Below are 21,991 nucleotides of genomic sequence, written 5' to 3'. Positions count from 1 at the left end.
ATAATAACTTACGCTTTCGTTACCACCTGAATACCCAGCTCCGCCAGTTGCTGTGGATTAGCGGCACCGGGGGCATCGGTCAGTGGGCAGGCCGCGGTAGCGGTTTTTGGGAAAGCCATCACATCACGAATAGACGTTGCGCCAGTCATCAGCATCACTAACCGATCTAAACCAAAGGCTAAACCAGCATGTGGCGGTGCACCGTATTTTAGAGCTTCTAATAAGAAACCAAATTTCTCTACGGCTTCTTCATCACTGATACCTAACAAGGTAAAGACCTTAGCCTGTACCTCGGCGGTGTGAATACGCACCGAACCACCTCCTAACTCAGTGCCATTTAATACCATATCGTAGGCATTAGATAGCAACGCACCCAGTTTTAACTCGGTGTTTGGCGTCTCTAAAAACGCCTGGGTATCCAAAGGTGAAGTAAACGGATGGTGTACTGCAGAGAAACTGCCATCATCGTTTTCTTCAAACATCGGGAAATCCACTACCCACAGTGGTTTCCAACCTGCTTGGGTAATGGCTAAATCTTCGCCCAACTTTAAGCGCAGTGCGCCCATGGCTTCACAGACTACTTTATAGCTATCAGCACCGAAGAAAATCAGATCGCCGTTAGCTGCATTTGTCCGGCTTACTATTTCACTGATAATTTCTGGCGTTAAGAATTTCGCTACTGGCGACTGAATACCCTCAGCACCTGCAGCAATATCGTTCACTTTTAACCAGGCTAAACCTTTAGCACCGTAAATGCCGACAAAGCTGGTGTAGTTGTCGATATCTTTACGTGACACTTTCTCCGCAGCGCCTGGCACTTTTAACGCCACCACCCGGCCTTTCGGATCATTGGCCGGGCCGGAGAATACTTTAAATTCAACGTCTTTTAGCAAATCAGCAACGTCAACAAATTGCATCGGGTTACGTAAATCCGGCTTATCTGAGCCGTATAAACGCATGGCTTCCCAGTAAGGCATCCGCGGGAAGCTGCCTAAATCCACACTCAGCAATTCATTAAACATCTGGTGCACCATCTGCTCGGTAATGGCCATCACCTGATCTGACGTCATAAAAGACGTTTCAATATCGATCTGGGTAAATTCTGGCTGACGATCCGCCCGTAAATCTTCGTCGCGGAAACATTTTACGATTTGATAATAGCGATCCAAACCCGACATCATCAGCAATTGTTTAAACAACTGGGGAGATTGCGGTAGCGCAAAGAACTGGCCTTTATGAGTGCGGCTTGGTACTAAATAATCCCGCGCACCTTCTGGCGTAGCTTTGGTTAAAATAGGGGTTTCAACATCTAAAAAGCCGTTGCTGTCCATAAAGTTACGCACGAAGCTGGTGACTTTCGCGCGAAACTTTAAGCGCTCGCTCATCAAAGGGCGGCGCAAATCTAAATAACGGTATTTTAAGCGCTGCTCTTCGCTATTTTCATGGTTAAAATCCAGCGGCAAAGGTGCAGATTTATTAAGGATAGTTAGCTCGCTGGCATAGACTTCCACCGCACCGGTGGCCATGTCTTTGTTGATCTGTGATTCAGGACGCGCGCGCACTTCACCTTTGATTTGAATACAAAATTCATTACGCACTGTGTACGCCACCGCAAACAGATCGTGTAAATCCGGATCGCAAACCACTTGCACCAAACCTTCACGGTCACGCAAGTCGATAAAAATAAGACCGCCTAAATCCCGACGCCGATTTACCCAGCCACTTAAGGTGACCTGTTGACCCACTTCATTTGCTGTTAACTTACCGCAATAATGACTACGCATTAATTTATCCTTTATCAGAGCATATACGCTTACTAATTTTAATGCCGGCAATTATAGCGAAATGCGCTTTAATGTCACTGCCCAGAGCCGAAAACTCTGCGATAGCCTGCAAGTGCCACGATAAGTTTTCTGCCAAGTGCAAAATTACGGTAAACTAATGCCATTATTGCGTGTTTAGTTAGCAGGTTTTTAATGCAAAAAGATCATGTTTACGCTGAGCCTTTAGCTCATATTCAGGATTTCCGCTTTGATGATGCGGTGGCCGATGTGTTTCCGGATATGATTCAACGCTCGGTGCCGGGTTACCAAACCATTATTCAAACCATTGGCAAACTGACAGCCCGCTATCAGCAAGATAACAGTCACTATTATGATTTGGGTTGCTCCTTAGGTGCGGCCAGTTTAGCCATGCGCCGCCATATTACTGCAGCAAAGGGTAAAGTTATCGCAGTGGACAATAGCCGCGCCATGATAGAGCGCTGTCAGCGGCACTTACAGGCCTTTCGCTCCGATATTCCGGTAGAGGCAGTATTAGCGGATATCAGGCAAATCCCGATTGAAAACGCAGCAGTTGTCGTTATTAACTTTACCCTGCAATTTCTACCTCCTGAAGATCGTGAGGCACTAATCAATCGCATTTATCAGGGATTAAAACCGGGTGGCATCTTAATTTTGTCTGAAAAATTCAAGACGGACGACACTATCACCAATGAGCTACTCATTGATTTATACCATGATTTTAAACGCGCCAATGGCTATAGCGAATTAGAAATCAGCCAAAAACGCACGGCGCTGGAAAACGTGATGCGCCCGGATACGCTTGCCAGCCATGCCAAAAGATTGCAGCAAGCGGGCTTTAATGCCCACAACCTATGGTTTCAGTGCTTTAACTTTTGCTCGATGTTTGCCATTAAGGACTAAGCCCCATGTTAGATTTTTCTGCTTTTTACGCATTACTGGCGCAAAGTCGCTTAAGTCCCTGGCTGGAAACCCTGCCGGCGCAACTGGCAAGTTGGTCTAAAACCGCGCTGCATGGCGATTTTAAGCAATGGCAAAAGGTGTTGACTAATTTACCTCAAACCGAGGTCAGCCACATCGAGCTGGCGAATGCGGTTGAATTTGGTACCGCCTCTGACATAAGCAAAGGCGAAGCCGAGCGCATCAGGTTTTTATTACAACAGCTAAAACCCTGGCGCAAAGGTCCCTTTCAACTGCATGGTATCGATATTGATACTGAGTGGCGTTCAGATTGGAAGTGGCAACGGGTGCTGCCGCATATCAGTGATCTGACTAACCGTTACGTACTCGATGTTGGCTGTGGCAGTGGTTATCATTTATGGCGGATGCGCGGCGCTGGGGCTAAATGTGTGGTCGGTATCGATCCCTCGCAACTATTTTATGCCCAGTTTCAGGCAATCAAACATTTTAATCCCGATCTGGCTGTTAATTTGATCCCTATTGGCATTGATGAGATGCCGGTATTAAAACAGTTTGATACGGTATTTTCGATGGGCGTCCTTTATCATCGGCGCTCACCGGTTGATTTTTTGCAGCAGCTAAAAAACCAGCTACGTCCAGGCGGCGAATTAGTGCTCGAAACTTTGGTGGTGGAAGGTGATGCGCAAACGGTGTTGATGCCGGGTGAACGCTACGCCAAGATGCGCAATGTTTGGTTTATTCCCAGTACCGCTGCATTAAGCCACTGGCTGGAGCGTTTAGGCTTCAGCGATATCCGGCTGGTCGATTTAAATACTACCTCTTTTGAGGAGCAACGGGCTACAGCCTGGATGGAAAATGAAAGTCTGATTGATTTTCTGGACCCAAATGATCATAGTAAGACCATTGAAGGTTATCCGGCGCCGCTTAGAGCGGTGCTAATTGCCCGGGCTTAACTGCTATAGGTTTAACGCGTTTGGCGGCAACAGCTTAAGCATAAACAATAAGGAAATACTGTCGCTATGCCCTATCGCCCGAAATCAACGCTGGAACAATGGCGCATTCTGCAAGCGGTGGTCGATGCCGGCGGCTACACTCAGGCAGCGGAGCTACTTAACAAAAGCCAATCTTCGCTTAATCATGCTGTATCGAAGTTGCAAGCCCAGCTGGGGGTTGAACTATTAGAAGTAATTGGTCGCAAGGCACAATTAACTGCGGCTGGAGAGGTCATGTTACGCCGCTCCAGAATTCTCACCCAGCAAATTGAAGATTTAGAGCTACTGGCCGATAACCTGGATAAGGGCTGGGAACCAGAAATTCGAATAGCCACTGAGCTCGCCTACCCTAAACAGTATTTATATGAAGCTTTAAAACAGTTTTACCCGCTAAGTCGGGGCAGTAGGGTACAAATTATTGATACCGTGCTCACCGGTACCAGCGAAGTGATCACTCAGAAAAAAGCGGACCTGGTCATTACCGGTTTAGTACCCAAAGGTTACTTAAGTGAACCATTATATGTAACACGCTTTATCCCCGTAGTAGGCGCCGCGCATCCGTTAGCAGAGGTCACCAGCTTAGATCAAAATGAGCTCAGCCAGCAGCTACAAATTGTGATCCGCGATACGGCCGTAAAGCCACAAGAGCATATGGGCTGGCTTAAAGCAGAGCAGCGCTGGACTGTGGATAACTTTCATGAAGCGGTAGAGATTTTATTAATGGGGCTAGGTTTTTGTTGGCTCCCTGATTTTGTGGTAGAGCAACTACTTGAACAAGGTCGCTTGTTTCATTTACCACTGCAACAAAGCTCAGAGCGACTCATCACTATGGGGTTACTGGCACCGCAGGAAGAAACCCTGGGACCAGGCAGTCGTCAACTACGGCAATTACTATTAGCAATTCACAAAAAATAGGCAGGATCTATGATGCAATCTCAGGAACTTAGCGACTTAATGCAGGCCTCAGCGCAAGATGCCAAAATCTATGCGGCAGAGCAACATCAAATCAGTTTAGAGGGTGACCTAGCCAGCCTGTCTCAGGTCGATCAGCTGTTATCCCAACTGCACACAGCTCAACAGACTAAAGCACATTCAAGTGAGATGTTATTTACGCTTTGTAATATTATGGGAGCCTACGTGGGGGAAATTTTTATCCATAATGTGGGGGGCCACTGGCAAAGTAATAATATTGATCAAACCGCACCTTATATGGCAGTAGGCTTTGGCGACAAAGAATTTCCATTTGCATCAGTGTGTTACCATAAAATAACCAACGACAATAGCATCAGCTTGCAAGCCTATGTACAACAAGCCAAGCAGAATGCTATGCAGTAAGGCTTTTGTCTGCGCCGTTAAACAGGTAAAATGACGCCCACTTTAGCCAACCCACTTAGCCATTTCGAGGAAAGCCGTGAGCGAGCACAACACATCTTTAAGTTACAAAGACGCCGGAGTAGACATTGACGCAGGTAATGCGCTAGTTGAACGCATTAAAGGCGCGGTAAAACGTACTACCCGCCCCGAGGTAATGGGTGGTTTAGGTGGTTTCGGTGCCCTGTGCCAAATCCCGGCTGGCTATAAAGAACCTGTTTTAGTTTCAGGTACGGATGGTGTGGGCACCAAATTACGTCTGGCTATGGATTTAAAGCGCCATGACGGTGTAGGTATCGATTTAGTAGCAATGTGCGTCAACGACTTGGTGGTACAAGGTGCTGAGCCTTTATTCTTCCTCGATTACTATGCTACCGGCAAACTGGACGTAGACACGGCATCGCGCGTAGTAGCAGGCATTGCCGAAGGCTGCGTACAATCAGGTTGTGCATTGGTGGGTGGTGAAACTGCAGAAATGCCTGGCATGTACCATGGTGAAGATTATGATATCGCCGGTTTCTGCGTTGGTGTCGTAGAAAAAGCTGAGATTATCGACGGTACTAAAGTTCAGCCGGGCGATCAGCTTGTTGCCCTTGCCTCCTCTGGCCCGCACTCAAATGGCTTCTCGTTAATTCGCAAAGTGTTGGAAGTGTCTGGTCAATCTGCAGATACGCTGCTGGAAGGCAAAAGCTTAGCGGACCATTTGCTTGAACCTACCCGTATTTATGTGAAAAACCTGCTGGAACTCTTTAAAACTACCCCGGTACATGCACTGTGCCATGTTACGGGTGGCGGCTTTTGGGAAAATATTCCACGGGTGTTACCTGAAAATACCAAAGCCGTGATCGACGGCAAGAGTTGGCAATGGCCGGCTATCTTTAACTGGTTGCAACAGCAAGGTAACATTAGCCGCCATGAAATGTACCGCACCTTTAACTGTGGTGTTGGTATGATTGTGGTGGTTCCTGCTGCGCAATTACAAAACGCTTTAAACCAATTGCGACAAGCTGGCGAAACAGCGTGGCACCTAGGTGAAATTCAAGCTGCTGCGGCAGACGAGCAACTTGTTATCATTAATGAATAACGAGGCCGCATGAAAGCAATAGTAGTACTGATCTCCGGTAATGGCAGCAACTTGCAAGCCATTATTGATGGCTGTGCGAAAGGCCTGATCCCCGGTAGAATTACCGGGGTAATTGCTAATAAAGCCAGTGCTTTCGGGTTACAACGTGCCAAGGCCGCAGGTATCGCCACGCAAGTCGTAAGCCACAAAGATTATGCTGATCGCCAATGTTATGATGCCGCCCTACAAACCGCTATAGAAAGCTTTGATGCTGAACTTATCGTGCTTGCTGGTTTTATGCGTATCTTAACCCCAGGCTTTGTGCAGCATTTTTCTGGAAAATTATTGAACATTCATCCCTCCTTGTTGCCGAAGTATCAGGGATTAGATACGCATCAACGCGCAATTGCTGCCGGTGATACCGAACATGGCTGCAGTGTACATTTTGTTACTGAACAGCTAGACGGTGGCCCGGTGATCTTGCAAGCTAAGGTGCCTATTTTCCCAGGTGACGATGCCTCAACAGTGGCAGAACGGGTGCATGAACAAGAACATCTAATCTACCCGTTAGTCGTGCGCTGGTTTTGCCAAAACCGTTTACAACAGCGTATGAATGAGGCATGGTTAGATGGTAACTTACTTCCAGCACAAGGTTATGCCCAAGATGAGGATGACTCAGCAGTGGCGCTTTAAAGCGTCACTTGTTCTAAGCTCAATAATGTTTTGCAGTGCCGCTGCTTTGGCACAGCCAGAAAGTCCCGTTACACCAACAACTGCCGCAGGCACAGCGCAGTTTAGTACCTTTAACGCTGAATACCTTATTTATCGCGGCGGTAAAAGCCATGGTTCGGCCAAACGCTATTTGCATAGCAAGGACGACCACTATGAAATGGGCTACAGTAGCGATATTAGCTGGCTGGTATTTAGTGACAAGCGCAGTGAAGTGTCTAAATTTACGGTAGAACAACATCAGCTCCGTCCGCTGCATTATGTTATGAAACGTTCGGGCACCGGCGCAAATCGTCATTATGAGCTGCGCTTGGATTGGCAAAATCAGCAATTATTTACCGGTAAAAAACCACAGCTAAAAACAATAGACTGGCAAGATAACTGGCTGGATCCATTGAGCTATCATCAACAACTGGTGCTGGATTTACAAGCAGGGAAAACAGTGTTTTCCTATGATGTGCTAAACCGGGATGGCAACAGCAAAACCTATCATTATCAGGTGGTAATGGAAGAACCGCTGGCCCTGCCTTTTGGTACCATTCGTGCGCTTAGGATCGCCCGCATTGAAGAAAATAGCGACAAGCAAGTACTCGCCTGGGTGGCTCCAAGCCTGGATTATATGCTGGTTAGGCTCTGGCGCGGCGAGGATAACGTAGAACAGTTCGATGTACAGCTCCACAAGCTAAATTGGCTTAACCGCCAATCAGAGTCGACAGGGCTCACCGAAACGGAATAATTGTGCTTCACCGCTTTGCATTTTTTGCCACTGTTCATTGTTTGTCAGCGGTTCAGTGGCAATAATAGTAACGACATCATTTGGTGTAGTTTCTTTTGTAAAATCGATATCAACATCTACATCTGATAATCTGGCGACACCAAAAGGCGCTCGCCGGGTTAGCCAATGCAACTTAGTGCTACAAAATGCCAGTAAATACTCACCATCAGTTAGCAGCATATTGAAGACACCGAGCTGCTGCAACTGAGGTAACAGCGTACTAATAAAACGAAATGCTGCTTTCGGGCCGGGGCTTTTATTCGGATAACGCTCAGAGAGTTTACTCAGTAAAAAGCAAAATGCGCGCTCACTGTCGGTGGTACCAACAGGTTGAAAGCGTTGTACCGGTAAATCTTTATCGCCTGATAATTGGCCATTGTGAGCATAAGTCCAATAACGTCCCCACAACTCACGAGTGAAAGGATGCGTATTTTCCAGAGCTACCCGTCCCCTATTGGCTTGACGCACATGGGCAACCACCGCTGTGCTCTTAATGGGGTAATCCGACACCAGCCGGGCTATTTCTGATTGATAACTTGGCAAGGCATCTTTAAAGGTACAAACACCTTTATTCTCATAAAAAGCCACTCCCCATCCATCTTTATGTGGGCCGGTACGACCACCTCGTTCTTTTAAGCCTTTAAAACTAAAACAAATATCTGTCGGTACATTAGCCGACATACCAAGTAATTCACACATTTGCCATCCTCTTAAAGACGTTATGGTAAAACTCTGTTCTAGCTGCACTATACTTAACTTATCACGCAAGCAGCGAATAGAGATATTAAGCTAAAAACTCAATGCAGACGTAGCTATCAATATCACTAACAGCAGTAGTATGGCTTAGCGTTAGAGTAACGAGCTGACTTATCACAGTGTATGCAACTTAAGTTGACAATTCTGCCATAAAAGCGAAATGCAGTAATACTTGCAACTTAGATTAAAGCGTTCTAAGCTAGAGGCTTAGTGGTCAGACCTCTTTTTACGGGAGTTTACAATGAGTGTGTTCCTAATAATTGTTGCTTTGCTGGTGGCAACAGGCGTTCTAGCCTATCATCGTGCCAGCCTTACCCTTTTTACCGCAGCTCTGGCAGCGGTGTTACTTGTTGGTACTTTTAGCGATGTCGTTGGCTTTTGGGGCTGGTTAGTCTTTTTAGCTATCGCTTTACCGTTAAATATTGCCTCGGTACGTCAACAGCATCTAACAAAGCCGCTGTTAAAGCTATATCGCAAGATTATGCCTGAGATGTCAACCACAGAAAAAGAAGCTATCGATGCCGGTACGACTTGGTGGGAAGGCGATCTATTTCGTGGTAATCCAGATTGGCACAAAATGCACAATTTCCCACAGCCACGCTTAAGTGCTGAAGAACAAGCTTTTTTAGACGGCCCTGTTGAAGAGCTGTTAGCGATGACAGATGACTGGCATGCCACCCATGAGCGTGCTGATTTATCCCCTGAAGTGTACCAGTACTTAAAAGACAAAGGCTTCTTTGCGATGATCATCAAAAAGGAGTTTGGCGGTCTGGAGTTTTCTGCCTTTGCTCAATCTTGTGTATTACAAAAGCTAACCAGTAAAAGCATGATGCTCTCTAGTATCGTTGGTGTACCTAACTCGTTAGGTCCTGGAGAGCTGTTGCAACATTACGGTACTGAAGAACAAAAGAATTATTATTTGCCTCGCTTAGCCAAAGGTATAGACGTTCCCTGCTTTGCCTTGACCAGCCCGGAAGCCGGTTCTGATGCTGGCGCTATCCCTGACTTTGGCGTTGTTTGCAAAGGCCAATGGCAAGGTGAAGAAGTGTTGGGCATGCGCCTAACCTGGAACAAGCGTTATATTACGCTGGCCCCTATCGCAACCGTATTGGGCCTGGCTTTTAAACTACAAGATCCTGATAAGTTATTAGGCGACAAGGAAGATTTGGGCATTACCTGTGCACTTATTCCTGCCAATACCCCAGGGGTGAAAATTGGTCGCCGCCACTTCCCATTGAACGTCCCCTTCCAAAATGGTCCAACTCAGGGGACTGAGGTGTTCGTGCCGTTATCTTACATCATTGGTGGCCCGAAAATGGCTGGCCAAGGCTGGCGGATGCTGGTGGAATGTTTGTCAGTAGGCCGTGCTATTACCCTACCCTCAAACAGTACTGGTGGTATTAAAGCAGCCGCACTGGCAACGGGCGCTTATGCCCGTATCCGCCGCCAATTCAAGTTACCCGTGGGTAAAATGGAAGGCGTAGAAGAAGCAATGGCGCGAATTGGTGGCTATGCTTACATGGCCGATGCATCAACGTCTATGTCCGTGGGAGCTATTGATTTAGGTGAAAAACCATCAGTGGTATCCGCCATCACCAAATATCATATGACTGAACGTATGCGTACCGCCATAAACGATGCAATGGACGTACACGGTGGTAAAGGTATCTGTATGGGCCCGAATAACTATCTGGCACGTGGTTATCAAGGTGCGCCGGTAGCCATTACAGTTGAAGGGGCCAATATTCTAACGCGTAGTATGATTATTTATGGTCAGGGTGCAATTCGTTGTCATCCTTATGTACTAGCTGAATTACAAGCTGCGCAGTTAAGCGATGAAAATGCTGCTGTTACCGCTTTTGATAAAGCCTTATTTGGTCACGTCGGTTTTGCAATCAGCAATTTCTTCCGCACTTTCTGGTTATCATTAAGCGGCGGCGCCTTTAGTCATGCCCCTTATAATGATGCAACAGCGCGTTACTACAAACAAATGAACCGTTTCAGCGCCGCCTTAGCACTGATGTCTGATGTGGCAATGGGAACCATGGGTGGTGATTTAAAACGCCGCGAACGTATTTCAGCCCGTTTAGGTGACATTTTAAGCATGCTGTATATCACTTCATCAGTATTGAAGCGTTATCAGGATGAGGGCCGTCAAGCACAAGACTTACCCTTAGTACAGTGGGCCTGTGAGGATAACTTAGCTAAAGCACAACAAGCGCTAGACGAATTGTTCGACAACTTCCCGAACCGGGTAGTAGGTGTGGTATTAAAACGTATTGTGTTCCCATTCGGTCGCACTTTACGTAAACCAGCGGATACCTTGGATCATCAAGTGGCCCGCATTATGATGACGCCTTGCGAAGCTCGGAATCGTTTAGGTAAGCACCTGTATTTAACTGTAGAACCAGGTAATCAATTAGGCCGAGTTGAACAAGCTCTGTTAGATGTATTAGCTGCTGAGCCGCTGTTTGATAAAGTTAGCAAAGCCTCTGGCAAACGCTTGCCCTTCTTCCGCTTGCATGAAGTAGCAGAACTTGGCCTATCACTAGGTGTGATTAATAAGCAAGAAGCAGCAGTGCTGACCACAGCAGAAGAAAGCCGCTTGTTTGTGATTAACGTTGACGACTTTGAGCCAGAGTATCTCGCTGCCGATAAAAGCTTAACACAACAAGCGAATGGTGCTGAGGTGTTAAACGCTGCAGAGAAGAAAGCCAAGGCAGCGTAATAGCTGAAAAGTAGTTGTGAAAAGGCCGGTAAGTATCACCGGCCTTTTTTATTTAAGGTTATCTGACAAAGACGTGACCAGGCGCCTATGGTGTAAGCGAACCTGATTCAAACCTATGTTAGAAATTCACCTGTAAAGGAGCTGAGCACTGCTTAGTTGCGTCGTAACACAACAGATAAGTTACTGACTTAGCGTGCGTTTTAAATTGATTATTATAGATACCCGGCTTAGCTAGCCTAGTCACCATCTGGCCATCCCGATACAACACTAAATCGGTTTGTTCACTGCTCCAACGCAACTGCACCAATTTACTGCCAGATTGCGCATTGCCTTGATTAACTCTTACCAGTTGTAATTGAATATCCAAAGGTGCAGTTCGTGCTGGTAAATCCAATGCCACAATTACCGGATCGTGATCTGACGAGCGATATGCATCAGGTGCATAAAAGTCGTTTTGTTGTTGTAGCGTTTTAAATTCAAGATTGTAATCCAGCGCTATCGGCTCGTCAGCATTGATATGCCATTCTGCTGCATCCACCAAATATTGTTGGGCTTGAGCATTTAACAGCATATGATCCAACTGCCCAGATAGACTATCAAAGACATAACCATAAGTTGGCGTCTTACCCAGCACCTCAAACGCACTCAGATAGCCGGCATTAGCTAAGGTGGTCAGAGGATCTTCTTTAGCATACGCATTTAAGTCACCTAGCACTACCGCCGGGATATCTGCAAACTGCTCTGCGGCAAAAACACCTATCGCTTCTGCTGCGCGGGTACGAGTAAGATTACAATTGCCTTGACCATCATTTAGATCAGGATCGCCAGCACAGGCTGAGCCTTTCGACTTCAAATGATTCACCATAACGGCGAATTCTGCCTCGTTCTCTACCAAACTAAAACGCTGTGCCAACATAGGTCTGTTGCGGCGGGTGTCAAAAAGCGGCGCACCATTGCTATCCGTAGCAGAATTTTGCTCATCCAAAATTTTTGCAGTGCCCACTGGGTTAACTCGATCCGCCCGATAAAGCATACCCACAGTAATTTGATCGGTACCAACCTGAGGTGCATCAACTGCAACGTACTGCCAATCCGCAACGCCAGATTGCTGTCTTAAGCCTATTACCAGATCAGCGATAGCCGATGTTGTGGCAAAGCCATCGTTTTCAATTTCCATCAATCCAATAACGGTCGCATCTAATGCGGCTAAAGCAGCTAATATTTTTGCTTTTTGCCGTTCAAATTCTTGTGGATTATGGGCGCCGCGTGGCGTTGGAAACCCTCCACCCATGCCATCACCATTAAAATAGTTAAGCACGTTAAAACTGGCTATTTTCAAATTACCCTCACCGGCCAACTCAGGTGCTGCAGTGCGCGGATTAGTCGCTACCACGTTAACATGCTGCGTTGGATTAACCCTATATTCGTTAAAACCGTAATACAAGGTCCCCGTTAAACCAGTGATGGTATCACCGGCGCGCACGGTATTAAATGCGGAAAGTCCGGGTGCCGGATATGGCACTAACGCCGGGTTTTGTACCGAAGAAGCATCATCCAGCACAATTTTATTTAAACGCTGCTGTGCAGCCAGAGCTTGTGCGGCCACGCCAGGAGTTTCCACTTGAGTTGGAGTAAAACGACGCCCCTGTGCCAATACCAACTCGCCAAAACGACTCAGCGTATAATTACCGTTAACAGTAAGCTCTTGGTCAAACCTGATCAACATCCCTTCATAACGTTCTAAATATTCGGCATTTACTACCGGCAAACTGATAGACACTGGTGCAGGTAAAACGGCAGTGCCACAGTCTACTGTTGCCGTAATATTTTGTAATTGTGTATTGGTAAAAGCTTCAGCGACCTGGGCGCGTAATCTCACCCGTTGTCCAGTCGTGACACCTAAAGCAGCATTACTAGTAAAGACAAAAACCCCTTCCGATGATAAAGGATCACCATCTTGTTCATGATCTGCGGCTTGGATCATATAACCACGTAAACCTGGTAAAGTATGGGTAACAACGGCTTCCACTACAACATTCTGTCCTACTAACGGGCTAATACTCCCCGTGCCCTGAATAGCAGCAATAGCGGTGAAATCAGCACCACAGGTTAAATCTTGCTCAACTGGGTCTACAGGCTCTTCTGGGTCTACCGGTACCACGCTACCGTTAAAACGACCGAGATCTGAGAAATCGTCGATGCCAAACTGCAACCACTGTGCGGAGGGATCAAAGGTATCCGTATTATTGGTATCGTATACTACCCCGATACGACGTAGCGTTTGATCAACGGTTCTAACGCCATTAAGGTTCCAGGCTGCACTCGGCCTGAAACCTTCCTGACCAAAACTGTCAATCACTACACCATTTTTTTCAAGAATAATAGCATCATCACCATTCCAGCCAGCAACAGAGGAGGTTATATCAGCAAGCGCCAGTAACCTTTCGCTGGCATTGGGATTAACGATAACCAGCGTTTTGCTAGCCGGTATTTCGCCACTCAGGTTAAGCGTTTGCACTGAGGTTCCGCCGTTAAAGCTCACTCTTATACGATATCCAGCAAGATTTATCGTTTCCGTACCGGGGTTGTAGAGCTCTAAGGCTTTATTGTTACTCGAACCTTCTACATATTCAGATATAAATAATTCGGCATGAGCAGACGGTGCTAATACCAACGCCAGACTGATGGCGAGTAGGCTTTTTTTCACGTTTTTTCTCTATAGTTTTATGGGGGGAAATCAGATTAAACCCGATTTATGACATTTTGATTACGTTTTTAACTATGTTTTACGCCCTAGCCCTTCCCCGCACAAGCCATGAAGACTTCTAAACAGCTAAAAATTGCTAGGCAAAACGCCTTTTTTCAGCTTTACTGCTAGCGGGATAATATAAGGAGGACACTATGTTTAAAGTAAATCAGTATTTTGATGGTAAGGTGGCTTCTATCGCCTTTGCCGGTGAGAAACTTCCTGCCACGGTGGGCGTAATGGCACCGGGTGATTATGAGTTTGGCACCAGCCAACATGAAGTGATGACAGTTATTAGTGGCGCACTAACGGTAAAGTTACCTGGCAGTGACAGCTGGCAAACTTATAACAGCGGGCAGTCTTTTAATGTCGCAGCAAACACCAAGTTTCAGTTGCAAGTACAGCAGGATACCGCTTACCTTTGCACCTATGAGTAATCTTGATCACTGAGCCCCCCTATGCGTGGCATTCGTTCTGCAGCTAAACAACCCGACAATGTAAAACGAGACTATGCCATGCCGCTTGGTCAGAGTATAAAAACGCTCTGGCCTTACCTTATGGCATTTAAAGGCCGGGTAACGCTGGCGATGCTGGCTCTGATAGCAGCGAAAGCCGCTACTTTGTTAATGCCCTTTGCATTAAAAGAAATTATTGATGCCGTTGATGCTAACCGCCAACAATTATTACTGGTGCCCGTTTGGCTATTGTTACTTTATGGTGCCCTGCGTTTTGGTATGGTGTTTTTTGGCGAGGTGCGTGATGCCCTATTTGGCCGGGTAACTGAACATGCCATGCGCCAAATTGGCCTGAAAGTTTTTAACCATCTGCATAGCCTGGAGCTGGCTTTTCATTTAGATCGGCAAACCGGTGGTATTAGCCGCGATATTGAACGCGGCAGCAATGGCCTGAGTTTCCTGATGCGGTTTTTAATGTTTAACATCGTGCCGACGCTACTAGAAATCCTGGCCGTTGCGGTGATTTTTAGCCTGCTGTTTTCGCCGCTCTATGCCTTGATTACCGTGCTTGCCGTGAGCCTCTATATCTTTTTTACGGTGTATATTACCGAATGGCGCAATAAATTTATTCGTGAAGCCAACCAAGCGGATAACAGCACTAACAGCCGTGCTGTCGACAGCCTGCTTAATTATGAAACGGTAAAATATTTTAATAATGAGCAGCACGAAGCGAAAATTTATGATGGCTTTTTAGCGAACTGGGAGCAAGCGCGCTTAAAAAACCGCTTAAGCTTGCTACTACTTAACTCAGGACAAGCGCTGTTAATTGCCGCAGCTATCACGGCACTAATGTGGCTAGCTGCTGCAGAGGTAGTAAACGGCGAGATCAGTATAGGAGAGTTAGTGATGCTAAACGCCTATATGATCCAGTTGTTTTTACCGCTAAATTTTTTAGGTTTTGTGTACCGGGAAATTCGCCGCGCCTTAACTGATTTAGAAAATATGTTGGGGCTACTTACCCGTAAACCCGCTATCAGCGATGCGCCAGACGCCAAACCACTGCAATTAAAAGGCGGCGAGGTGAAATTTGAACAGGTTAGCTTTGGCTATCAGAGCGAGCGGCTTATTTTAAACAACCTGAGTTTTCAGGTTGCTGCCGGCACCAAGGTAGCGATAGTCGGCGCTTCAGGTGCGGGTAAAAGTACTATAGCCCGCTTACTCTATCGCTTTTACCAAACGCAACAGGGTCAGATCTCAATAGATGGACAGGATATCAGCCGCGTCACTCTGGAGTCACTACGCCAGGCTATCGCCATAGTGCCGCAAGACACGGTACTGTTTAATAGCAGCATCCGTGAAAATATTGCCTATGCAAAGCCCGACGCAAGCGCCGCTGAAATAGAACAGGCTATTAATATGGCACATTTACGGCAGTTTATTAATAGCTTGCCGCAAGGTGATGCCACCCTGGTAGGCGAGCGCGGCTTAAAAGTATCAGGCGGTGAAAAGCAACGTATTGCCATTGCCCGCGCTATTTTAAAAGGCTCAGCGATTTTAATCTTTGACGAAGCCACCTCCGCCTTAGATTCGATGGCAGAGCAAGCGATCGTAGCGGCTATGCGCAGCGTTGCACATCATCACACCAGCCTTGTGATTGCCCACCGCTTATCAACAATCACCGATGCCGATACTATTCTGGTCTTAAAAAATGGCAGTTTAATCGAACAAGGTGATCATCAACAGCTGTTAAGGTTACAAGGGGAATATGCCCGGATGTGGCAACAGCAAGCGCAAAAACCAACAGTACCCTAAACTCGGTTGCGCCAGATCAATCTGGCTTGCTAAATAGCTGCTATGGTTAACGGTGATCACACAGTTAACCGGGAGCAACTATGCCATTTCAGGAATTAAAGCGTCGCTTATTAGTTCGGAAAATGGAATTAGAGCGACAACAAGCCGCTATTCAGCGCGACTTTGCGCAAGGCCGCAGCGCCGACTTTGCAGAACAAGCGCAAGAGCGTGAGAACGACGACGTATTAAGTGCGCTGGGCGCGCATGCTGCTGAAGAATTAGCCCATATCAACCGAGCCTTACAACGAATGGAGCTTGGCAGCTATGATAAATGTAGTCAATGTGGCCAGGCGATCCAATTTGCCAGATTAACAGCGGTACCCTTTACTGCCTTATGTTTGAATTGCGCTAAATAGCCTGTTCCGCCTTAAAACACCTCGCCCGCACTTGCGGGCGAGGTGTAGCACAGCAATATTTACGGTTATTACTTCGCGGCGCTGATTCTAAACACCAAAGAATATAACACTGGCACGGCTACCAGTGTTAAAATGGTCGCGAAGGCTAAACCTGCCATAATAGTAACCGCCATACTGTTAAAGAAAGCATCCCAAATTAACGGTAACATCCCCAGAATAGTGGTTAATGCCGCTAGTATCACCGGCCGGATCCGGCTAACGCTAGCCTGCACTATGGCCTGCAGCTTATCCTGAGATTCAGCCAGTTGTAGATCAATTTCCTCCACTAACACTATGGCATTTTTCATCAACATGCCCGACAAGCTTAAAAAGCCCAGCAAGGCGGTAAAACCAAAAGGTAAACCACTGGCTAATAAGCCTGCGGTTACCCCACAAATTGACATTGGCACAATTAGCCAAATCACTAGCGGTTGTTTTAAAGAACCAAATAGCAAAATACTAATCACCAGCATCACGATAAAACTTAACGGTAGTTGCGCTGCTAAAGACGCCTGTGCATCAGAAGAGCTCTCAAACTCACCACCCCAACTAAGCTGATAACCCGCTGGCATAGGTAATTGTTCAATCTGGGTTTTAATGCGCCTTAATGCTTGATCAGCGGTAATGCTCGTCGCCGGCTCTGCCTCAACAGTCAGGGTGCGGATCCGATTACGTCGCTGGATCTTTGCCTCTTCGTGTTGGGTTTCAAAGCTATTAATCACCTGTGTTAACGGTATATAGGTTTTATCCGTTGAACTCCAAATCATTCGATCGTTTAACCGGTCCAGATTAAAGCGCTCGTCGGCAGGAGGGCGCACTACTATCGGGATTTGCTTATCATGTTCACGATAAACGCCACTGCGTACACCGGTACTGGAAAACTCCAGCGTTTGCGCCAAATCAGTGCGATTAATACCCGCTACCCGTGCCCGGTCTTCGTTAAAATCGGGCACTACCACCAGCTCACGCTGCCGCCAATTTTGCCGAATATCGGTAACTCCGTCGGTATTACGCATAATATCGGCCACTTGCTGTCCCAACTGTCGCAATACGGCTTCATCAGCACCGGCAATGCGAGCCTGTAATTTCGCGCCACTACCTGGGCCAAACATCAACTGTTGGGTATAGATTTCTGCATTCGGAAACTGCGCTGGCAACTCATCCCGGATCTTTTGCATCAGCGGCGGAATTTGATCCCGATGTGATGTCCGGATGATAAGTTGACCATAGGCGGCATTGGGCTGCTCTGGTGCATAAGTCAGCATAAAGCGGCTGGCACCACCACCGATAAAGCTACTTACCGACACCACAGTCTCATCCGCCAGGATCAGCTGTTCTATTTGCTGCATATCCCGGGCTGTAGCCCGAATATCGGAGCCTTGTGGTAAAAAGTAATTCAAGTAAAAGATTGGCGTATTTGACGCAGGGAAAAATACCTGTTTTACCTGGCCAAAGCCAATAACACTTACCACCGTCAGACCCAATAGCATACCGAGTGTTGCCAGGCGATGACGCAGCGCCAGGGATAACAAACGGGCATATCGCTGATAAAAGCCACCGGCATAAGGATCTTCTGCTGCACTATTTGCCGACACTTTAAATAAATAATGGCCTAACAAAGGTGTAACTGTAATTGCCAGTACCCAGCTTAGTAATAAGGAAATGCCGATCACCGCAAAGAGCGAAAATAAGAACTCACCGGTACTGTCGGGCGATAAGCCTATGCCTGCAAAGGCCATAATACCGATCACCGTAGCACCTAGTAATGGGATCTGTGTGCGACTGGCCGCCTCACCGGCTGCTTTACGCGATGCCATACCGCGCTGCATATTAATTAGCATGGTTTCGGCGACTACAATGGCATTGTCTACCAACATGCCCATGGCAATAATCAGCGCGCCCAGTGAAATCCGCTCCATTTCAATATGCCATACCCGCATAAAGAACACGGTACCTAATACTGTTAGCAATAAAGTACCACCGACCACTAAGCCAACGCGCCAGCCCATGGTTAGGCAAAGCACTGCTACAACAATGACCACCGAAATCACTAAATTGATAATAAAGTCGTTAATCGCCGTATCAACCACAATGTGCTGTTGATAAATAGGATGTAACTCCACCCCAAGCGGGATACGGCTATTAAGCGTCGCCAGATGCGCATCAACCGCCTTGCCGACATCGACAATATTGGCATCGGTTAAGCCAGAAATGGCCAGTGTAAAAGCGGCCCGGCCATTAAAACGAATAAGTTGTGAAGGCACTTCGGCTTCTTGCCGGCTAACGGTAGCCACATCATAAATACTCAGCTGTTCAGTCGAGCCCGCTTTACCAATACGTAAATTTTCAATAGCGGCAATTGAGTCTAACCCCGGTTTACTGATTAAGCGTACGCGTTTATCACCCACCTGCAGCGAACCGGCGGATGCAACGGCATTTTCTGCCTGCAAAGTACCGATAACCAACTCTAACGGCAGGCCAATGCCAAGTAAGCGATCATGCGAAATTTCTACATAAATTTGCTCTTCCGGCTCCCCTGCGGTTTGCACTTTAGCCACACCGGGCACCAGTAACATTTCCCGCCGTAAAAAAGTTGCTAACTCCCGAATCTCGCGATCGCTATAGCCTTCGGCTGTGACCGCATAAAAAATACCAAAGACATCACCAAAATCATCATTTACCACCGGCGGCATAGTCCCGGTTGGCAAACGATGACTGGCATCGTTGACTTTGCGCCTTAATTCATCCCAAATTTGCGGCATCTGTTTGCCATCATACTTGTCCTGAATTTCTACCCGGATCTCTGATTTGCCCGGCATCGACTTTGAGGTAATACGTTTGAGTTGCGATAACTGCTGGATAGCCGACTCCAACAACTCCGTCACTTCTTCTTCTACCTCAGTGGCGGTGGCCCCCGGATAATAAGTTACTACTATGGCTTCCTTTAAGGTAAAAGCCGGATCTTCTAAGCGGCCAATAGTGGCCAAAGCCCAAAGGCCGCCAAGAAAACAGAGTAAAATAAGCAGCCAGGTGTTAACCTGCTTTTCAATCGCATAGCTGGCGATTTTCATAGTCAGGACTCCTAATACTTATCAAAAGGCCGCACTTGCTGCCCCTGCTGTAAATGATAAATCCCAGCAGACACGACCAAATCGCCCCGATTTAACCCGGCCAAAATCTGTACCTGCTGCTCGCTAATACTGCCCACCTGTACGGGCACTTTTTCAACCACACTACCTTCAGGTCGGTAGATCCAAACACTAAATTGCTCTGGTACCGAGTTATCCAAGGCAGAAACAGGAATTAACACACTGTCTTGTACCACGCGTTTTTCAGTAATCACATTCACCGTCATCCCCGGCAATAAATTGACCTCAGGTAACCGCGGCATAGCAAAGGAAACCTGATAGGTTTGGGTAAGCGGATCCACCTCCGTTGCATGTTCACGATAGGCCAGTGGATACAGATCGAGACTGTTGGTGGCTAAGCGTACAAAAACAGCGTAATCGTTGGTATCCTGTACCTGACGCATAATTTGCTCTGGTACATTAATATGCACCCGCAACTCCGACACATTTTGCACCCGCAAAATAGGCGTACCCGCGCCGACGGTGGAATAGCGCTCAATTAAACGCCGGGTAACCAAGGCATCAAAAGGGGCCATTAACTGGGTATAGTTGGCATTGCGCTGCGCATTTTGCAACGCCACCCGCGCTATCTCATAGTTAGTTTGTAATTGATCAAAAGCAGAAGGGGTGAGAATACCCTGCTCACGCAGTGGTTTGGCTCGTTCCAGATCACGACGGGCTTGCTCTAACTGCACCTCGGCTTGCTGTAGCGCCAGTTGATAATCGGTAGGATCTAATTCTGCTAACAGCTCTCCGGCAGGAATAATCTGGCCCTGTTGTACCGGCAGCTCAGTAACACGCCCACCAACCTGAAATGCCAAATCGACAGTACTTACCGCATCAATACGCCCGACAAAATGCCGGCTACTGGCATGCTCATCGCCATTGACTTCGTACAGCTTCACCGTAACCAGTGGTGGCGCGGCTTGCTGCACCGCAGGCTCTGAGCACCCAATTAATGTAAATGTGACGCCTAACACAGCCATCAAAGACCAAACTTGATAACCCTTCATTGCTTTAGCTCCTGCGCGCGGTTGATCATATACTGTTCCAGTTTAGCCTTTTGTTCTTCGCTAAACGGAGAAATCGTAAGAAGTTCTTGAAAAAGAAGGCCCTCGCTAGCCAGCATAAGTAACATAGCCTCTAACTCATGACGTTGCTCTGCTAACACCTCTGCCAAGACCTTTATATTGTGTTGTTGAATAGGTTGCAGTAAGGCGGGTTGCTCTGCCGCTGCGGCTAAGATTGCCATAGCCGTATTACCGGAAACTGACTGGCTAAATAAACGCCGTGCTTTTAGTAACGACACTAACACCGACGCATCGGCTTGCGCCAATTGCAAACGGTTTTGTTCAGCGTTATCTAACAAATGCTGCACCATGGCGCTAATTAAAGCTTCTTTACTGGGGAAATGATAAAGCAGCCCACCTTTACTTAAGCCACTGGCTTTCGCCACGGCATCTAAAGTCACCTTGCCTGCGCCCTTGTCAGCAGCAATATCCAGTGCCGCCTGCATAATTTGCTGCACGGTAATTTGTGGTTTTTTCATACTTGCTTGCACTCCAGCGCCTAAAACTATACCGACCAGATGGTACAGTCATTATAGAAGGTTTTTTTTCTGATGCAAGTTACGGCTGGAATTACTTACCTGGCAGCCAATGCTATAGTAAAAAGCACTAACAATTGGTCAGAATACGGTTCTGCTTAACGCCTAAAAACAGAATTAGCTATAAAAAGCAATAAAAAACAAAAGCATAGAAATTGGCATACTTTTCGCTAGTAACAGAGCCAGAGCAAAATGGTCAATGCCACTACCTAAGGGCAATACGGCGGTGTGCAATAACGAACAACAGGGGACGATAATGAGTGTACTACGCTTAATTTTTAATATTTTATGGTTTGTACTCGGCGGCTTTGTTATGGGCTTAGCCTGGTGGTTAATTGGCCTGTTATGCTTTATTAGCATTATAGGTATTCCGTTTGGCCGCGCCTGCTTTGTCATGGGCGAGTTAGCCTTTTGGCCCTTTGGTCAGGATACGATTAACCGACGCTATGTGACCAAACAGACCGATTTAGGTACCGGTGCTTTGGGTACCCTTGGCAATATTATTTGGTTCTTGCTATTTGGCATCTGGTTAGCAATTGGTCACCTATTGCACGCGGTAGTTTGTTTCCTAACGATTATTGGCATTCCCTTTGGTTTGCAGCATTTAAAATTAGCCGGTTTAGCTGTAGCGCCTATCGGCAAAACGGTGATTAACAAACAGCGTTTTGCTTAA

18 protein-coding genes are annotated in these 21,991 nt (G+C 47.0%); 12 read left to right on the top strand and 6 right to left on the bottom strand.

The genetic code is table 11. The features are described from left to right. Positions 1 to 8: 8 nt before the first annotated feature. Positions 9 to 1,784 (bottom strand): aspartate--tRNA ligase, encoded by a 1,776-nt coding sequence (gene aspS / locus IE163_RS10400; RefSeq protein WP_189432905.1) that lies wholly within the window; start codon positions 1,782 to 1,784, stop codon positions 9 to 11. A gap of 192 nt (positions 1,785 to 1,976) precedes the next feature. On the opposite strand from aspS, the gene cmoA reads away from it, so the two are divergent. The 7 genes from cmoA to IE163_RS10365 all read left to right on the top strand — a co-directional run bounded on the left by cmoA (position 1,977) and on the right by IE163_RS10365 (position 7,614). Next, entirely contained in the window at positions 1,977 to 2,705 is a 729-nt protein-coding gene (cmoA, locus tag IE163_RS10395) for a carboxy-S-adenosyl-L-methionine synthase CmoA (protein WP_189432904.1), read from the top strand. A 5-nt stretch (positions 2,706 to 2,710) separates the two neighbouring features. Beyond that, the gene (gene cmoB / locus IE163_RS10390; RefSeq protein WP_189432903.1) at positions 2,711 to 3,676 is read left to right on the top strand and encodes a tRNA 5-methoxyuridine(34)/uridine 5-oxyacetic acid(34) synthase CmoB; all 966 of its coding nucleotides are present in this window, start codon (positions 2,711 to 2,713) and stop codon (positions 3,674 to 3,676) included. Between the two features lie 66 nt (positions 3,677 to 3,742). After that, complete coding sequence (locus IE163_RS10385) at positions 3,743 to 4,630, top strand: LysR family transcriptional regulator (RefSeq protein ID WP_189432902.1); 888 nt, start codon at positions 3,743 to 3,745, stop codon at positions 4,628 to 4,630. Between the two features lie 9 nt (positions 4,631 to 4,639). Beyond that, positions 4,640 to 5,050: a hypothetical protein gene (locus IE163_RS10380; RefSeq protein ID WP_229833521.1), complete on the top strand. Its 411-nt coding sequence runs from the start codon at positions 4,640 to 4,642 to the stop codon at positions 5,048 to 5,050. Positions 5,051 to 5,126: 76 nt separating this feature from the next. Next, positions 5,127 to 6,170 (top strand): phosphoribosylformylglycinamidine cyclo-ligase, encoded by a 1,044-nt coding sequence (gene purM / locus IE163_RS10375; protein WP_189432901.1) that lies wholly within the window; start codon positions 5,127 to 5,129, stop codon positions 6,168 to 6,170. A 9-nt stretch (positions 6,171 to 6,179) separates the two neighbouring features. After that, entirely contained in the window at positions 6,180 to 6,842 is a 663-nt protein-coding gene (purN, locus tag IE163_RS10370; RefSeq protein ID WP_189432900.1) for a phosphoribosylglycinamide formyltransferase, read from the top strand. Next, positions 6,814 to 7,614, top strand: coding sequence for a DUF3108 domain-containing protein (locus tag IE163_RS10365; RefSeq protein ID WP_229833520.1), 801 nt, complete (start codon positions 6,814 to 6,816; stop codon positions 7,612 to 7,614). Before purN ends, IE163_RS10365 begins: the two co-directional genes overlap by 29 nt. On the opposite strand, the gene IE163_RS10360 is transcribed toward IE163_RS10365, so the two are convergent. Beyond that, positions 7,582 to 8,352, bottom strand: a complete 771-nt coding sequence (locus IE163_RS10360; RefSeq protein ID WP_189432899.1) for a class II glutamine amidotransferase — start codon at positions 8,350 to 8,352, stop codon at positions 7,582 to 7,584. The two genes, IE163_RS10365 and IE163_RS10360, sit on opposite strands and share 33 nt — an antisense overlap. 298 nt (positions 8,353 to 8,650) lie before the next feature. Between IE163_RS10360 and fadE the strand changes: the two genes are divergently transcribed. Then, positions 8,651 to 11,137 (top strand): acyl-CoA dehydrogenase FadE, encoded by a 2,487-nt coding sequence (gene fadE, locus IE163_RS10355; RefSeq protein ID WP_189432898.1) that lies wholly within the window; start codon positions 8,651 to 8,653, stop codon positions 11,135 to 11,137. 118 nt (positions 11,138 to 11,255) lie between these two features. Here fadE and IE163_RS10350 read toward each other — a convergent pair whose 3' ends face one another. Further along, entirely contained in the window at positions 11,256 to 13,844 is a 2,589-nt protein-coding gene (locus IE163_RS10350) for an ExeM/NucH family extracellular endonuclease (RefSeq protein ID WP_189432897.1), read from the bottom strand. 194 nt (positions 13,845 to 14,038) lie between these two features. Here IE163_RS10350 and ppnP point away from each other — a divergent pair, with 194 nt between their 5' ends. The 3 genes from ppnP (at position 14,039) to IE163_RS10335 (ending at position 16,545) form a co-directional block, all read left to right on the top strand. Further along, the gene (ppnP, locus tag IE163_RS10345; RefSeq protein WP_189432896.1) at positions 14,039 to 14,320 is read left to right on the top strand and encodes a pyrimidine/purine nucleoside phosphorylase; all 282 of its coding nucleotides are present in this window, start codon (positions 14,039 to 14,041) and stop codon (positions 14,318 to 14,320) included. Positions 14,321 to 14,341: 21 nt separating this feature from the next. Then, positions 14,342 to 16,150 carry an ABCB family ABC transporter ATP-binding protein/permease gene (locus IE163_RS10340; RefSeq protein ID WP_189432895.1) on the top strand — a complete coding sequence of 603 codons (1,809 nt, stop codon included), beginning with the start codon at positions 14,342 to 14,344 and terminating at the stop codon, positions 16,148 to 16,150. Between the two features lie 80 nt (positions 16,151 to 16,230). Beyond that, the gene (locus tag IE163_RS10335) at positions 16,231 to 16,545 is read left to right on the top strand and encodes a TraR/DksA family transcriptional regulator (RefSeq protein WP_189432894.1); all 315 of its coding nucleotides are present in this window, start codon (positions 16,231 to 16,233) and stop codon (positions 16,543 to 16,545) included. A gap of 68 nt (positions 16,546 to 16,613) precedes the next feature. On the opposite strand, the gene IE163_RS10330 is transcribed toward IE163_RS10335, so the two are convergent. Genes IE163_RS10330 through IE163_RS10320 form a run of 3 tightly spaced genes read right to left on the bottom strand, consistent with a single transcriptional unit; the run spans position 16,614 to position 21,261 of the window. Further along, positions 16,614 to 19,655: an efflux RND transporter permease subunit gene (locus tag IE163_RS10330; protein ID WP_189432893.1), complete on the bottom strand. Its 3,042-nt coding sequence runs from the start codon at positions 19,653 to 19,655 to the stop codon at positions 16,614 to 16,616. Positions 19,656 to 19,666: 11 nt separating this feature from the next. Beyond that, positions 19,667 to 20,725, bottom strand: coding sequence for an efflux RND transporter periplasmic adaptor subunit (locus tag IE163_RS10325; protein ID WP_229833519.1), 1,059 nt, complete (start codon positions 20,723 to 20,725; stop codon positions 19,667 to 19,669). Further along, on the bottom strand, positions 20,722 to 21,261 hold the full coding sequence (locus tag IE163_RS10320; RefSeq protein ID WP_189432892.1) for a TetR/AcrR family transcriptional regulator: 540 nt from the start codon (positions 21,259 to 21,261) through the stop codon (positions 20,722 to 20,724). Before IE163_RS10320 ends, IE163_RS10325 begins: the two co-directional genes overlap by 4 nt. A 313-nt stretch (positions 21,262 to 21,574) precedes the next feature. Between IE163_RS10320 and IE163_RS10315 the strand changes: the two genes are divergently transcribed. Beyond that, complete coding sequence (locus IE163_RS10315) at positions 21,575 to 21,991, top strand: YccF domain-containing protein (protein ID WP_189432891.1); 417 nt, start codon at positions 21,575 to 21,577, stop codon at positions 21,989 to 21,991.

It is taken from the genome of Alishewanella longhuensis, assembly GCF_014653435.1.
In the GTDB taxonomy this organism is placed as follows: domain Bacteria; phylum Pseudomonadota; class Gammaproteobacteria; order Enterobacterales; family Alteromonadaceae; genus Alishewanella; species Alishewanella longhuensis.
Note: the sequence above shows the minus strand (reverse complement) of the source record. Positions and strands in the feature narration are given on the sequence as shown.

What these genes read in the sequence shown, in the direction of transcription:
- IE163_RS10385 (WP_189432902.1), top strand. Translation starts at nt 3,743, where the DNA reads ATGCCCTATCGCCCGAAATCAACGCTGGAACAATGGCGCATTCTGCAA.
- IE163_RS10340 (WP_189432895.1), top strand. Translation starts at nt 14,342, where the DNA reads ATGCGTGGCATTCGTTCTGCAGCTAAACAACCCGACAATGTAAAACGA.
- IE163_RS10335 (WP_189432894.1), top strand. Translation starts at nt 16,231, where the DNA reads ATGCCATTTCAGGAATTAAAGCGTCGCTTATTAGTTCGGAAAATGGAA.
- IE163_RS10360 (WP_189432899.1), bottom strand. Translation starts at nt 8,352, where the DNA reads ATGTGTGAATTACTTGGTATGTCGGCTAATGTACCGACAGATATTTGT.
- IE163_RS10365 (WP_229833520.1), top strand. Translation starts at nt 6,814, where the DNA reads ATGAGGATGACTCAGCAGTGGCGCTTTAAAGCGTCACTTGTTCTAAGC.
- aspS (WP_189432905.1), bottom strand. Translation starts at nt 1,784, where the DNA reads ATGCGTAGTCATTATTGCGGTAAGTTAACAGCAAATGAAGTGGGTCAA.
- fadE (WP_189432898.1), top strand. Translation starts at nt 8,651, where the DNA reads ATGAGTGTGTTCCTAATAATTGTTGCTTTGCTGGTGGCAACAGGCGTT.
- cmoA (WP_189432904.1), top strand. Translation starts at nt 1,977, where the DNA reads ATGCAAAAAGATCATGTTTACGCTGAGCCTTTAGCTCATATTCAGGAT.
- IE163_RS10330 (WP_189432893.1), bottom strand. Translation starts at nt 19,655, where the DNA reads ATGAAAATCGCCAGCTATGCGATTGAAAAGCAGGTTAACACCTGGCTG.
- IE163_RS10315 (WP_189432891.1), top strand. Translation starts at nt 21,575, where the DNA reads ATGAGTGTACTACGCTTAATTTTTAATATTTTATGGTTTGTACTCGGC.
- purN (WP_189432900.1), top strand. Translation starts at nt 6,180, where the DNA reads ATGAAAGCAATAGTAGTACTGATCTCCGGTAATGGCAGCAACTTGCAA.
- cmoB (WP_189432903.1), top strand. Translation starts at nt 2,711, where the DNA reads ATGTTAGATTTTTCTGCTTTTTACGCATTACTGGCGCAAAGTCGCTTA.
- IE163_RS10320 (WP_189432892.1), bottom strand. Translation starts at nt 21,261, where the DNA reads ATGAAAAAACCACAAATTACCGTGCAGCAAATTATGCAGGCGGCACTG.
- IE163_RS10380 (WP_229833521.1), top strand. Translation starts at nt 4,640, where the DNA reads ATGATGCAATCTCAGGAACTTAGCGACTTAATGCAGGCCTCAGCGCAA.
- ppnP (WP_189432896.1), top strand. Translation starts at nt 14,039, where the DNA reads ATGTTTAAAGTAAATCAGTATTTTGATGGTAAGGTGGCTTCTATCGCC.
- IE163_RS10325 (WP_229833519.1), bottom strand. Translation starts at nt 20,725, where the DNA reads ATGAAGGGTTATCAAGTTTGGTCTTTGATGGCTGTGTTAGGCGTCACA.